Source organism: Nonomuraea basaltis (assembly GCF_005893125.1).
In the GTDB taxonomy this organism is placed as follows: domain Bacteria; phylum Actinomycetota; class Actinomycetes; order Streptosporangiales; family Streptosporangiaceae; genus Nonomuraea; species Nonomuraea basaltis.
On the sequence record NZ_VCJS01000167.1, the window covers coordinates 1 to 12,310 of the forward strand.

The window sequence follows — 12,310 nt, forward strand, 5'->3', positions numbered from 1 at the left end:
GTTCTGGGACGCGATCGAGGCCATGGGCGGCCGCAGGCTGAGCCCGGGCCAGTCCATCGCGGCGCTGGAGGAGGCGATCGGGATCATGCGCGAGATCTGGGCAGCCGACAAACCCGGCGCAGTACGGGTCAAGGGCACGTATTACGAGGTCAACGGCGCCAAACGCGGCCCCGCGCCAGCGCATGACATCGGGGTCTGGGTGGGTGCGTACAAGCCGAAGATCCTGCAGATGACCGGACGCGCCGCAGACGGCTGGCTGCCTTCGCTGTCATATCTGCCTGGTGGACCCGCCGACCTCGCCGGCATGAACCAGCACATCGACGAGGGCGCTGCGGCGGCGGGGCGTGATCCGTCCCGGATCCGCCGGCTGGCCAACATCGCCGGCGAGTTCACGCGGACCAGCCGGGGCTCGCTCAACGGGCCACCGGACCAATGGGCCGAGGAGCTCGCCGGGCTGACCCTCGAATACGGCATGAGCGGGTTCATCCTCGCCTCCGACGACCCGGCGTCGATCGAGCTGTTCGCCGCCGAGGTCGCTCCCGCGACCCGGGAACTCGTCGCCGCCGAACGCGCCCGCCGGGCGTCCACCGAGGGTTGAAGCCGGTTCCTCCGAATCCTCAGGCCCAGCTGATGCGCTCCTCCAGCAGCGCCTGCTGGGCCGGATTGGCGGTCAGCGCCAGCGCGCGCTCGTCGGCCCGCCTGGCCTCCTGCCTGCGGCCGAGGTCGCGCAGCAGCTCGGCGCGGGTGGCGTGGAAGAGGGGGTAGCGGTCGAGGGCGTCGCCGAGGTCCTTCAGCTCGGCCAGCGCGGCCTCGGCGCCGTCCACGTACCGGACGGCGATGGCCCTGTTGAGGCGGGCGACGGGCGAGGGCTCGAGGTGCAGCAGCATGTCGTACAGCACGACGATCTGCCGCCAGTCCGTGTCCTCCCAGCGCTCCGCCTCGGCGTGGCAGGCCGCGATAGCGGCCTGCAGCTGGTACGGGCCGGGCCTGCGGTGCCGGCGCGCCGTCCGGGTGAGGAGCTGGATCGCCTGGTCGATGGCGGCGCGGTCCCACAGCGCGCGGTCCTGGTCGGCCAGCAGCACGAGCCGGCCGTCCGCGCCGAACCGGGCGGCGCCGCGTGCGCGGTGCAGCCGGATCAGCGCCAGCAGCCCGGCCGCCTCGGGCTCGTCCGGCATCAGCCCGGCCAGCAGCGACGCCAGCCACTCGGCGTCCTCGACGAGGTCGCGTGCCTGGGCCGGCTCCAGCGTGCTGGACAGGTAGCCCTCGTTGAACAGCAGGTAGATGACGGTCAGCACCTCGCGCAGCCGCCCGGACAGCTCCTCGCCGGACGGGACGCGGTACGGGATGCCCGCCTCGGCGATCTTCTTCTTGGCGCGGGTGATGCGCTGGGCGACCGTGCTCTCCTGCGTCAGGAACGCGGCCGCGATCTGCGTGGTCGTCAGCCCGCACACCACGCGCAGGGTGAGCGCGATCTGCGCCGGGCGCGACAGCGCCGGGTGGCAGCAGGTGAAGATCAGCCGCAGCCGGTCGTCCGGCTCGCCCGGCTCCGGCAGGCGCAGGAGGGCGAGCTTGTCGCGGTAGTTGGACTCGCGCCGCAGCAGGTCCAGGCCGCGGCGGCGGGCCACGGTGTACAGCCACGCCTCCGGCCGCTCCGGCACGCCGTCGACCGGCCAGCGCACCAGCGCCGTCTCGACCGCGTCCTGCACCAGGTCCTCGGCGGCGGAGAAGTCGCCCAGCAGCGACACCAGCGAGGCCGCCAGCCGGCCCGCGTGCTCGCGCACCGCGCTCTCCGCCTGCTCGCGAACCGCCTGCTCCGCGTGCTCCGGCGTGGCGCGGGCCGGCTCGGGGCCTGGGACGTCGGTCACAGCCCGGCGGGCTTGGTCTCGACGGGGCGAATCTCGACGGTCGGGCAGCCCGGCCACGTGCGGACCATGCGCAGCGCCTCGTCCAGGTCCTCGACGTCGATCTCGCAGAACCCGCTGACCACCTCCTTGCCCTCGACGAACGGCCCGTCGGTGACCAGCGGCTCGGCGCCGCCCTGGAGGCGCACGGTGGTGGCGGTGTGCGCGCCCTGCAGCTTGCTGCCCGCCCTCATCTTCCCGGCGTGGTCGGCGAACCACCGCTCCACCTGCCGTACGGCCTCGGCCCGCTCCTCGTCGGTCATGGCGGCCAGGTCTTTGGCGTACTGCTCGGTGTCGACGAACATCAGCACGTACTTCATAGCGCCCATCTCCTTCTTCCTCTTTATAAGGGAGACGATCGGCGAGCCGCGCCATACGACAAACCCGCCGGCGTTTTCTCGTACGCGCCGTCACATCTCGGCCGCCCCATCCCTCCCCGCCACGAACCCCTGAGCCGGGCTCAGCCTTCGAGGTAACGCAGGATGGCCAGCACGCGGCGGCTGTAGCCGGGGTCGCGGGGCAGGTCCAGCTTGTCCATGATGGCGTTGACGTGCTTCTCGACCGTGCTGAGCGACACGTGGAGACGCTCGGCGATGGCCGCGTTCGTCAGGCCCTCGGCCAGGTGCCGCAGCACCTCGGCCTCGCGCGGGCTGAGCCGGCTCAGCGGGTCGGCGCGGGTGGTGCGGGCGAGGAGCCGGCGCACGACCTCCGGGTCCAGCGCGGTGCCGCCCACGTTCACCCGTTCGAGCGAGTCGAGGAACTCGGCCACCTCGGACACCCGGTCCTTGAGCAGGTAGCCGAGCCCTTCCGTGGATCCGGCCAGCAGCCGGGCCGCGTAGTGCTGCTCGACGTACTGCGACAGGACGAGCACGCCGACCTCCGGCCGGCGCTCGCGGATCTCCAGCGCCGCCCGCAGTCCCTCGTCCTTGTGGCCGGGCGGCATGCGCACGTCGATCACGGCCACGTCGGGGCGGTGCCGTTCGACGTCGTCGAGCAACGCGGGCGCGTCTCCGACGGCGGCGACGACCTCGTGCCCGGCGTCGTCGAGCAGCCGCGTCAGGCCCTCGCGCAGGAGTACGGAGTCGTCGGCCAGGATCACCCGCACGGAGGCGCCTTCGGCAGTCTGGCGGTGATCTTGGTGGGACCTCCGGGCGGACTGTCCACGGTGAACTCGCCGTCGAGCGCCAGGACGCGCCTGGCCAGCCCGGACAGCCCGCCGCCCGAAGGGTCGGCGCCACCCTTGCCGTCGTCTGAGATCGCCACGCTCACCGTCCGCTCGTCCTCGTCCAGTACGACCAGGATGTCACGGGCCCCGGCGTGCTTGACCGCGTTGGTGATCGCCTCGCGGGCCACGAAGTAGAGGGCGGTCTCGACCTCGGAGACGGGCCGCGCGGCCAGCCCGCCGTGCACGGTGACCGGCACGCTCGACCGGTCGGCGACGCCGGCGAGAGCGGCGCTCAGCCCCAGCTCGTCGAGGGCGGTCGGGTAGATCCGCCAGGCCACGCTCCGCAGCTCGTCGAGGAGCTGCCGCGACTCGGCGTGGGCCTGGGCGACCAGCTCGGCGGTCCGGCCGTGGTCGCGGCTGTGCCGGGCGCGGCCGAGCAGCATGGCCAGGGACACACCGCGCTGCTGCACGCCGTCGTGCAGATCGCGTTCGATCCTGCGGCGCTCTTCGTCCACGGCCTTGACGATGCCGGAACGGGTCGCGGTCAGCTCGGTGATGCGCCTGCGCATCTGCTCATGGCGGTCCGGGCCGAGGAAGAGGCCGGCCAGCCGCCGTTCGAGAGATCCGAGTGCCAGGGTCATGAGGACGATCAGTGGCAGCAGCACCATTCCGCTGGTCAGGCCGAGAACGCCGCTGCTGGTGACCACCTTCACGCCGGGCAGGTTCACGGGCACCGGCTCGGACTCGCCCCAGGCCAGGTCCCACAAGCCGCCGAACAGCAGCAGCCCGCCGAGGAACAGGCCCGAGGCGCAGGCGTACCCGCCGAGGACGCCCAGCGCGGCGCGGGCGGCGAGGAATCCGTAGCCGCCGCTCTCCGCGGTCGTCTCGTGGCCGAGCCACCTGGCGAGCCGGACGCGTTCGATGGCCATCAGCCGCGTCAGGCCGCGTGCGGCGGCGGGACGCGCTGCGGGGAGCAGGGACGCGGGCCACGCCACGCACAGGAAGGCCAGCTCGACGGCGCCGAGCGCCATCCCCAGGAGCACGCCGGCCGCCACCCGGGCAACCCGATGACCATGATGTGACATGGGCGCTAGGCCCGCCCGGTCGGCTGACACGGACATGCGCGCTCGGCCTTCCTGCCGGCTGGCACGGACATGGACGCCAGGCCCTCCTGGTCGGCTGACACGGGCCGAGTCTAGGCGTCGCGGCGGCGCAGCACCGCGTGCCCGGCCGCCACCGCGGCCGCCGTCCAGCCCAGCAACCAGGCCAGGCCCTCCACCGCCGAGTACGGGATCGGCCCGCCGGTCATGTTCTCGGTGCTGCCCATGAACGCCAGCCCCGCGAACAGCGGCATGCGCAGCGACACGTCCACCGCCACCTGGCTCCCGGTCATCAACAGCATCAGCGGCAGGCCCATGAGCAGCATGAACACCACGGTCAGCGTGCCGGCCGCACTCCGCATGGCGGTCCCCACGCCCAGCGTCATCACCGACACCAGGGCGAAGAACACCCCGATGCCGAGCAGGTCCAGCGCGACCTCCCCGGCCGGCAGCGCGACCAGCCCGCCGAACACGTCGATCGACAGCAGTAGGTAGACGGCCGCCGTCGCCACGGCGCCCGACAGCACGCCCGCCACGGCCATCACCGGCGCCACCACCAGCGCCTTCGCCGCCAGCACGACGCCGCGGACGGGCGTCGCCAGGAGCGTGACCCGGATGGCGCCCGAGGCGTACTCGGAGGTGATCACCAGCATCGCCAGCGCCACCAGCGCGAACTGGGCGAACGAGGTCGCGGAGACCACCGGCTCACTCGCGACGATGTCCGCGCCGCCTCCGCCCGGGACACCCGCCGCCTGGCCGCCTCCGCCCGGGGCGGTGCCGGTCGCGCGTCCTTCGCGCAGGGCGTCCGTGGCCGCCGCGCCGCCCACCGTCACCGCGCTGAGAACCATGAGCGCCGTCGCGCTCGCCAGGCACCACCAGGTGGACCGCACCGACCACAGCTTCGCCCATTCGGCCCCGGCCGCCTGCCACAACACGCTCACGCGTCCACCCTCCGCCTGCCGCAACGTCCCCGTGCCTCCGCCCTCTGCCTGCCGCAACGTGCCTCCGCCCCCCGCCTGTCGTGACGTGCTCACGCGTCCGCCCTCCCCGCGCCGTACTCGACGCTCTGCTCCGTCAGCTCCTGGTACGCCTGCTCCAGCGACGCCTCGCGGGTGCGCAGCTCGTGCAGCCTGATCCCCGCCTCGTGCGCCAGGTCGCCGACCCGTTCGATGGGCGCTCCGGTGGCGACCAGCTCGTTCTCGCCCGGCCGCGCCACCTCGATCCCGGCGCCGCGCAGGCGTACGGCCAGTTCCCTGGCGTGCGGGGTGCGCACGACCACGGCCGTCAGGGAGCTGCCCGCGATGACCTCCGCCAGCGGCGCGTCCATGATGAGCCGGCCCTTCCCGATCACCACGAGGTGGTCGGCGGTGAGCTGCATCTCGCTCATCAGATGGCTGGAGACGAACACCGTGCGGCCCTCGCCGGCCAGCGACCGCATGAGGCCCCGTACCCATCGCACCCCGTCGGGGTCGAGCCCGTTGACGGGCTCGTCGAACATCAGCACCTCGGGGTCGCCCAGCAGCGCCGCCGCGATCCCCAGCCGCTGGCTCATGCCCAGCGACAGCGTCCCGGCCCGCTTTCCCGCCGCCCCGGCCATCCCTACGCTCTCCAGCACCTCCGCCACCCGCCGCCGCGGGATGCCGTTGCTGTGTGCCAGCGCCACCAGGTGCGCGTGGCCGCTGCGGCCCGGATGGAGCGCCCGCGCGTCGAGCAGCGCGCCGACCGTGCGCAGCGGGTTCCTGATCCGGTGGTACGGCACGCCGCCGATCAGCGCCGTACCGGAGGTGGGGTGGTCGAGCCCCAGCACCAGCCGCATCGTCGTCGACTTGCCTGCCCCGTTCGGCCCGAGGAAACCGGTCACCGTGCCGGGCTTCAACTCCAGCGTCAGATCGTCGACGACCAGCCGGTCGCCGTACCGCTTGCTCAAACCCGTCAAACTGATCATGCCGCCCACGCTAGGCAGCACCCGTCCCGGCCACCATGGGGGCGGACCGCCGACCTGGATGGCGGGGAACCGTAACATGCGAAGTAATCGGACGAAACATGGATTTTCTAAATTCCGGTCATGGCGGACATCTTCGATACATATGTCATGGCCGGAGCGTGGGACGAGATGTTCGAGCGGCCGGGCGTGCCCCGCCGTCAGTACCAGGCGCTGTTCGCCGCGCTCCAGCCACTCGGGGCGCACGAGCTGCGCACCAGGGCGGAGCAGCTCGCCAGGATGTTCACCGATCGCGGGGTCACGTTCGACTACGCGGGCGTCGAGCGGCCCTTCCCGCTGGACCTGATCCCGCGCGTCATCGACGCCGCCGAGTGGGACCTCGTGACGCGCGGCGTGCGGCAGCGGATCCGCGCCCTCGAGGCGTTCCTCGACGACGTGTACGGCAAACGCCAGGCCTTCCAGGACGGCGTGGTCCCCTGGCGTCTCCTGCACTCCAGCCCCCACTACCACCGGGTCGCCCACGGCTGGCGCCCGCCCAACGGCGTCCGCGTCCACGTCGGCGGCACGGACCTGATCCGCGACGAGCAGGGCGTGCTGCACGTGCTGGAGGACAACGTCCGCACCCCCAGCGGGGTCAGCTACGTGCTGGAGAACCGGCTCGCCATGACCCGCACCCTTCCCACGCTGTTCTCCGAGCAGTTCGTGCGGCCCGTCGAGGAGTACCCCGCCAGGCTCCTGGCCGCACTACGCGCGGCCGCGCCGGAGGGGATCACCGACCCGACCGTGGTCCTGCTCACGCCCGGCGTGTACAACGCCGCCTACTTCGAGCACGCGCTGCTGGCCCGCCTCATGGGCGTCGAGCTGGTCGAGGGCCGCGACCTGGTCTGTGAGAACAACCGCCTGCACATGATCACAACGTACGGGCGGCGCCCCGTCCACGTCGTCTACCGCCGCGTCGACGACGACTTCCTCGACCCACTGCACTTCCGGGGCGACTCCGTGCTCGGCTGCCCCGGCATCGTGAACGCCGCCCGCGCCGGCAACGTCACGATCGCCAACGGCGTCGGCAACGGGATCGCCGACGACAAGCTCATCTACACGTACGTGCCCGACCTCATCGGCTACTACCTGGGGGAGACGCCGCTGCTGCCCAACGTGGAGACGTACCGGCTCGACGATCCCGGCGTGTGCGACCAGGTGCTGTCCCGGGCGGGCGAGCTGGTGCTCAAGCCGGTGGACGGCGCGGGCGGCAAGGGCATCGTCATCGGCCCCGTCGCCACGCCGGAGCAGCTCGCGGCGGTGCGGAAGGCCGTACGCGAGGATCCGCGCGGCTGGATCGCCCAGCGGCCGGTGCGGCTGTCCACCTCGCCCACTCTGGTCGGCGAGCGGCCCGCGCCGCGCCACATCGACCTGCGGCCGTTCGCCGTCAACGACGGCGACGACGTGTGGCTGCTGCCCGGCGGGCTGACCCGCGTCGCGCTGCCGGAGGGCGAGCTGGTGGTCAACTCCAGCCGGGGAGGCGGCTCCAAGGACACCTGGGTGCTCGGCGAGGCCGTGCCGCCGGTGGCCGCCCCCGCCGCCATGGCGGCGGCCGCCGCACAGTGGAGCCCCAGCAGGACGGCCGCCTGGGAGGGCGAGCAATGACGCGCAGGACGACTTGGAAGGAGGAGGATCGATGACGCGCCCGCTGCTCAGCCGCATCGCCGAGACGCTCTACTGGATCGGCAGGTACGTCGAACGCGCCGACGACACCGCCCGGCTCCTCGACGTGTCCGTGCACCGCATGCTCGACGAGCCCGACACCTGCAGCTCCCTCCACGCCGTGCTCGGCCTCAGCTCCGCCGCCACCGTCAGCGCCCCGGCGGTGATCAGGCGCGTCGCCTACGACCTGAACGAGCCCGCCTCGATCGCCTCCTCCGTCAGGCTCGCCAGGGACAGCGCGAGAGGCGTGCGCGAGGTGCTGTCCAGCGAGGTGTGGGAGTGCCTCAACGTCACCTGGCACCACCTGTCCGGCCTGGAATCGCTCACCCCGCACGGGTACCTGGCGTTCGTCCGCGAGCGGGCCGCCCTGTTCTTCGGCCTCGTCGACGCCACCATGAGCAGGGACGACTGCTGGCGCTTCATCGTGCTCGGCCGCAGCCTGGAACGCGTCGACATGACCACCCGGCTGATGGCCGTGCACCTGGCCGGCGACCGGCGGCTGCTGCTGCAGGCCAGCGGCGCCGACGAGTCGTTCACCAGGACGCACGGCGCCAGGGACGGTGAGGTGCTGGAGTTCCTCCTGCTCGACCGGCTCTTCCCGCGCTCGATCGTCTACTCGCTGCTGACCGCGGAGAAGTGCCTGCGCGCCCTGGCCCCCGACACGGCCCGGGTCGGGGTGGCCGACTCCGCCCAGGCCGCCATCGGGCGGGTGCGCACCGGGCTCGAGTACACCGATTTGAACGAGCTGAACGACCGGCTGCCCGAGCTGCTCGGCACCCTCCAGGAGGCGTGCGCGGCCGCGGGCGAGGCCATCGCGCAGCGGTTCTTCCAGCGCAGAGAGGCGATGGCATGGGTTGGCGCGTGAAAGTCTCCCACGTGACGCACGTGGAGTACGACGGCGAGGCGCACTCGTCCTACAACGAGCTCAGGATGACGCCCGCGCACAACGTGCTGTCCAGCCGCATCAAGGTGACCCCCGCCGTGCCGGTCTACACGTACGAGGACTACTGGGGGACCAAGGTGTCGGCGTTCGACGTGAGCGAGCCCCACAGGTCGCTGACCGTCGAGGCGGTCAGCAGGGTCGAGACGTCGGGGCGGCGCAAGCCCCGGCTGGCCCTCGTGGACCCGGATCCGTCGCTGGGCGAACTGCTCAGCCGTACCCCGATGACCGCCATCAACCCCGACCTCGAGGATCTGGCCAGGACGCAGGCGGTCGGCCGTGACCCGCACGAGACGGCCGAGGCGATCAGCGAGCTGGTCGCGGCGCGGGTGGAGTACATGCCCGGCTCGACCGGCGTGCAGACCTCCGCGCAGGAGGCGTGGGATCTGGGGCAGGGCGTCTGCCAGGACATGGCGCAACTGACGGCGGGGCTGCTGCGGGCGGCCGGGCTGCCCGCCCGCTACGTGTCCGGCTACCTGCACCCGCGGCCCAGCGCCGAGATCGGCGAGCCCGTCGTCGGGCAGAGCCACGCGTGGGTGGAGTACTGGGCGGGGGAGTGGCTGCCCCTCGACCCCACGAACCGGACGTACGTCGGGGAGGCGCACGTGGTGGTGGCCCGCGGCCGGGACTATTCGGACGTGCCGCCGCTCAAGGGCATCTACCAGGGTCCGCCGGAGAGCCGCCAGGAGATCACGGTGACCGTCACCCGCCTGGGCCCGGCCTAGATCCACGCCCTGCTCCGGCGGCGATGACGATCGCGTCAGCCTCCGCCGCTAACGCCCCTGGTAGCCCTCGCGGGCGGACACGACGTCGGGCATGCGGCCCTCCAGCCAGATGATGAGGGGGATCAGGTGCTCGGCGGCCTCGCGGCCGAGCGGGGTGAGGCTGTATTCCACCCGGGGCGGGATCGTGTGCTCGGCCACACGCAGCACCATGCCGTCGCGTTCCAGGGCCTGGAGGGTCTGCGACAACATCTTCTCGCTCACTCCGTCGACGCGGCGGCGCAGCGCGTTGAAGCGGTAGGGCCCCTCGTGCAGGGCCGCGAGCGCCAGGATCGCCCAGCGGCCGGTGATGGTCTCGAGCACCGTGCGCGAGGTGCACTTGCGCGAGAAGACGTCGGCCACCAAGTTCTCGAAATCCTCCATATGTGCTAGCTTACGCCCCAGCAGCACTTACTGATAGAAAGTACTCTCCAAGAGTGAGTACTGAGAGGGAGTAATCATGATCGTGGTGACCGGAGCGAGCGGGCATCTGGGCCGGCTGGTGATCGAGGAGCTGAAGCAGCGGGTCCCCGCCGAGCAGATCGTCGCGGCCGCGCGTACCCCGGAGAAGGCCGCCGACCTCGGCGTCGAGGTCCGCGAGGCCGACTACGACCGGCCCGAGACGCTGAAGAGCGCGCTGCAGGGTGCCACCAAGGTGCTGCTCATCTCCGGCCTCGACCCCCACCGGGCACAGCAGCACGCGGCGGTCGTGGACGCCGCCAAGGAGGCCGGGGCCACGCTCGTCTACACCAGCGCGCCCAAGGCCGACACCACCGAGGCCGCCCTCGCCGCCGACCACAAGGCGACCGAGGAGTACATCAAGGCGTCCGGCGTGACGTACACGATCTTGCGCAACAACTGGTACCACGAGAACTACGAGCAGTCGATCACGATGGCTCCCCAGCTCGGCGCCCTCTACGGCGCGGCCGGCGACGGCGGGATCGCCATCGCCGCCCGCGCGGACTACGCCGCCGGCGCGGCCGCCGTCCTCGCCGGCGAGGACCACGACGGCAAGGTGTACGAGCTGACCGGCGACACCGCCCTGACGCTCGCCGACCTGGCCGCGGAGATCTCCAAGGTGACCGGCAAGGAGATCGCTTACCAGAACCTGCCGAAGGACGACTACGTGGGCGTCCTGGCCGGCGCCGGCGTCCCGGCTCCGTTCGCGGAGGTCCTGGCGGACGTGGACGTCAACATCTCCCGCGGCTGGCTCGCCCACACCCCCGGCACGCTGCGCGAACTCATCGGCCGCCCCACCCAGCCGATCGGCGAGTACGTCCGCGCCCTGCTCGGCTAGCTTCCACGCCGGGCGTCGATGTAGTCCAGCACGTTGTGGGCGTACCCGATCACAACGTGCTGGCGGCAGCCGAACACCCGATCGTCGGCCAGCTCGTGCGTATCCGGGTCGGATCCTGCAGATCGCCGATCATCGCCAAATCGGTTGCCATGCGTGCTGAATGGCAGGGCTCGGCTATGTCGTCGTTCCCCGCGCTGGTCGCCGGTGCAGCTTGGCGTCCGCGGGCAGGCCGTGGCGGGCCCGATACTCCTCGGCTCCGATGCCGTGCTTCCATTTGGCGTGAGCGGCCACGCCCCGGGTCCACTCGCCGCACTCCAGGCAGAGTAGCTGACCATCCCTTTCCGGTTGTCGCCCGTACGGCACCGCCGCCAGTTTCTCCGCCGACAGGGGCGGGTGCGGTCGCGGTGTCTTGGGCACGAACCCGACCGGGCGGGCTCCGCGCGGGGGCGGGAAGCCGTGTCGATGCCGCAGTTCGCGGGTCTTGCGGGCGGTGACGCCGAGCAGGTTCGCCAGGTCGGTGCCGTTCCATCCGGAGGTGGCGGCCAGCAGGTCGTGCAGCGAGGCATACCCGAGTTCGCGGGCGCGCGCCTCGTGCGGGTCGATGCCGTGCCGGGTTCGATAGTCGGCGACGGTGAGGCCGTGCATCACCGACACGTGCTGGTCCAGGGTCTTGAACCAGCGCCCGCACTCAAGGCACAGGATGTGCCCGTTCCTGGTGGGCTGCGTGCCGTACGGGATGGCCGTGAGTTCCTCGGCGGGCACCGCGGGCTGCAGGGCCGGGTGCTTGACGACGTAGCCTGCGGCCCACCGGCCGGGAGCGGCGAACCCGAGCCGTTTGCGGAGCTTTTCGACGCCGCCTTTGCTCATGCCGATCAGCTCGCCGATCTCCCTGCTGCTGGTGTGGGCGTGAGCGGTGAAGAGCTCCTCGATGCTGTCGAACCCGGCGGCGCGGCATCGGGCGGCCCGTTCGGTCTCCCGCTTCTCCCGTGAGGCCTTCAGGGCGAGGTGAGCGTGTGCGCCACCACCCTTGCCACCTTTACGGCCGGCGATCACCCCGGCTCGGTGTTGCGACTCTCGCCAGGCGATCTTCGAGAGCTGGGCGAGCTCCTCGCGGGAGCGCTTGGGCCGTAGCTTGGCCCGAAGCTCGGGGTCGTTTTCCCACCTGTCGCGCTGTGCGGCGGCGCGGGTCTGCTTGACCGTGCTGGAGTGCAGGCCGAAGGTGCGGGGAAGCTCGTGGATGTGGCGGTAGTCATCAGCGGACATGCCATGCTTGGCGACCACGTGCTGGCCGAGCTGCTTGAACCACAAGCCGCATTCCAGGCATAGCAGCTTGCCACCGGATTCGGGTTGGACTCCGGGTGGCACATCAGTCGGTTTGCCCGGCCGGATCGAGTGTCTCGGCCGCCCGTTCTGGTTCTCCATCTCCCACCTTGAGCTCCTGCTTTGCGGGTGACATGGTACAAGATCCACCCGATGAGAGGAACCGCTGGCCTGCGGGCTGCC

Annotated in this window: 13 protein-coding genes; 5 read left to right on the top strand and 8 right to left on the bottom strand. The window is 71.7% G+C overall.

The genetic code is table 11. From position 1 onward, the window contains the following. A partial coding sequence (locus EJK15_RS48810) for an LLM class flavin-dependent oxidoreductase (RefSeq protein ID WP_138717300.1) occupies positions 1-598 on the top strand: 598 nt, incomplete at its 5' end. Positions 599-617: 19 nt separating this feature from the next. Here the strand turns inward: EJK15_RS48810 and EJK15_RS48815 are convergent. From EJK15_RS48815 to EJK15_RS48840, 6 genes are all read right to left on the bottom strand, one after another. Then, positions 618-1,865, bottom strand: a complete 1,248-nt coding sequence (locus EJK15_RS48815; RefSeq protein ID WP_240777693.1) for an RNA polymerase sigma factor — start codon at positions 1,863-1,865, stop codon at positions 618-620. Beyond that, the gene (locus EJK15_RS48820) at positions 1,862-2,221 is read right to left on the bottom strand and encodes a YciI family protein (protein WP_138717301.1); all 360 of its coding nucleotides are present in this window, start codon (positions 2,219-2,221) and stop codon (positions 1,862-1,864) included. The genes EJK15_RS48815 and EJK15_RS48820 overlap by 4 nt, the downstream gene beginning before the upstream one ends. Before the next feature lie 140 nt (positions 2,222-2,361). Beyond that, on the bottom strand, positions 2,362-3,006 hold the full coding sequence (locus EJK15_RS48825; RefSeq protein WP_138717302.1) for a response regulator: 645 nt from the start codon (positions 3,004-3,006) through the stop codon (positions 2,362-2,364). Further along, complete coding sequence (locus tag EJK15_RS48830; RefSeq protein ID WP_240777694.1) at positions 2,997-4,121, bottom strand: sensor histidine kinase; 1,125 nt, start codon at positions 4,119-4,121, stop codon at positions 2,997-2,999. The genes EJK15_RS48825 and EJK15_RS48830 overlap by 10 nt, the downstream gene beginning before the upstream one ends. Positions 4,122-4,261: 140 nt before the next feature. Beyond that, a complete protein-coding gene (locus EJK15_RS48835) occupies positions 4,262-5,107 on the bottom strand; it encodes an ABC transporter permease (RefSeq protein ID WP_138717304.1) in 846 nt (281 codons plus the stop codon). An 89-nt stretch (positions 5,108-5,196) separates the two neighbouring features. Continuing rightward, complete coding sequence (locus EJK15_RS48840; RefSeq protein ID WP_138717305.1) at positions 5,197-6,111, bottom strand: ATP-binding cassette domain-containing protein; 915 nt, start codon at positions 6,109-6,111, stop codon at positions 5,197-5,199. A 120-nt stretch (positions 6,112-6,231) separates the two neighbouring features. On the opposite strand from EJK15_RS48840, the gene EJK15_RS48845 reads away from it, so the two are divergent. The 3 genes from EJK15_RS48845 to EJK15_RS48855 are packed head-to-tail and all read left to right on the top strand — an operon-like array spanning position 6,232 to position 9,474. Further along, entirely contained in the window at positions 6,232-7,752 is a 1,521-nt protein-coding gene (locus EJK15_RS48845; RefSeq protein WP_138717306.1) for a circularly permuted type 2 ATP-grasp protein, read from the top strand. Between the two features lie 31 nt (positions 7,753-7,783). Continuing rightward, complete coding sequence (locus EJK15_RS48850; protein ID WP_138717307.1) at positions 7,784-8,674, top strand: alpha-E domain-containing protein; 891 nt, start codon at positions 7,784-7,786, stop codon at positions 8,672-8,674. 11 nt (positions 8,675-8,685) lie between these two features. Continuing rightward, positions 8,686-9,474, top strand: a complete 789-nt coding sequence (locus EJK15_RS48855) for a transglutaminase family protein (RefSeq protein ID WP_240777695.1) — start codon at positions 8,686-8,688, stop codon at positions 9,472-9,474. Positions 9,475-9,522: 48 nt separating this feature from the next. Here EJK15_RS48855 and EJK15_RS48860 read toward each other — a convergent pair whose 3' ends face one another. Continuing rightward, positions 9,523-9,894 (bottom strand): winged helix-turn-helix transcriptional regulator, encoded by a 372-nt coding sequence (locus EJK15_RS48860; RefSeq protein WP_138717309.1) that lies wholly within the window; start codon positions 9,892-9,894, stop codon positions 9,523-9,525. 76 nt (positions 9,895-9,970) lie between these two features. On the opposite strand from EJK15_RS48860, the gene EJK15_RS48865 reads away from it, so the two are divergent. Continuing rightward, positions 9,971-10,807 carry an SDR family oxidoreductase gene (locus EJK15_RS48865; protein ID WP_138717310.1) on the top strand — a complete coding sequence of 279 codons (837 nt, stop codon included), beginning with the start codon at positions 9,971-9,973 and terminating at the stop codon, positions 10,805-10,807. 174 nt (positions 10,808-10,981) lie between these two features. On the opposite strand, the gene EJK15_RS48870 is transcribed toward EJK15_RS48865, so the two are convergent. Continuing rightward, positions 10,982-12,229: a MucR family transcriptional regulator gene (locus EJK15_RS48870; protein WP_138717311.1), complete on the bottom strand. Its 1,248-nt coding sequence runs from the start codon at positions 12,227-12,229 to the stop codon at positions 10,982-10,984. Between the last annotated feature and the right edge of the window lie 81 nt (positions 12,230-12,310).

What these genes read in the sequence shown, in the direction of transcription:
- EJK15_RS48820 (WP_138717301.1), bottom strand. Translation starts at nt 2,221, where the DNA reads ATGAAGTACGTGCTGATGTTCGTCGACACCGAGCAGTACGCCAAAGAC.
- EJK15_RS48840 (WP_138717305.1), bottom strand. Translation starts at nt 6,111, where the DNA reads ATGATCAGTTTGACGGGTTTGAGCAAGCGGTACGGCGACCGGCTGGTC.
- EJK15_RS48845 (WP_138717306.1), top strand. Translation starts at nt 6,232, where the DNA reads ATGGCGGACATCTTCGATACATATGTCATGGCCGGAGCGTGGGACGAG.
- EJK15_RS48850 (WP_138717307.1), top strand. Translation starts at nt 7,784, where the DNA reads ATGACGCGCCCGCTGCTCAGCCGCATCGCCGAGACGCTCTACTGGATC.
- EJK15_RS48860 (WP_138717309.1), bottom strand. Translation starts at nt 9,894, where the DNA reads ATGGAGGATTTCGAGAACTTGGTGGCCGACGTCTTCTCGCGCAAGTGC.
- EJK15_RS48865 (WP_138717310.1), top strand. Translation starts at nt 9,971, where the DNA reads ATGATCGTGGTGACCGGAGCGAGCGGGCATCTGGGCCGGCTGGTGATC.
- EJK15_RS48870 (WP_138717311.1), bottom strand. Translation starts at nt 12,229, where the DNA reads ATGGAGAACCAGAACGGGCGGCCGAGACACTCGATCCGGCCGGGCAAA.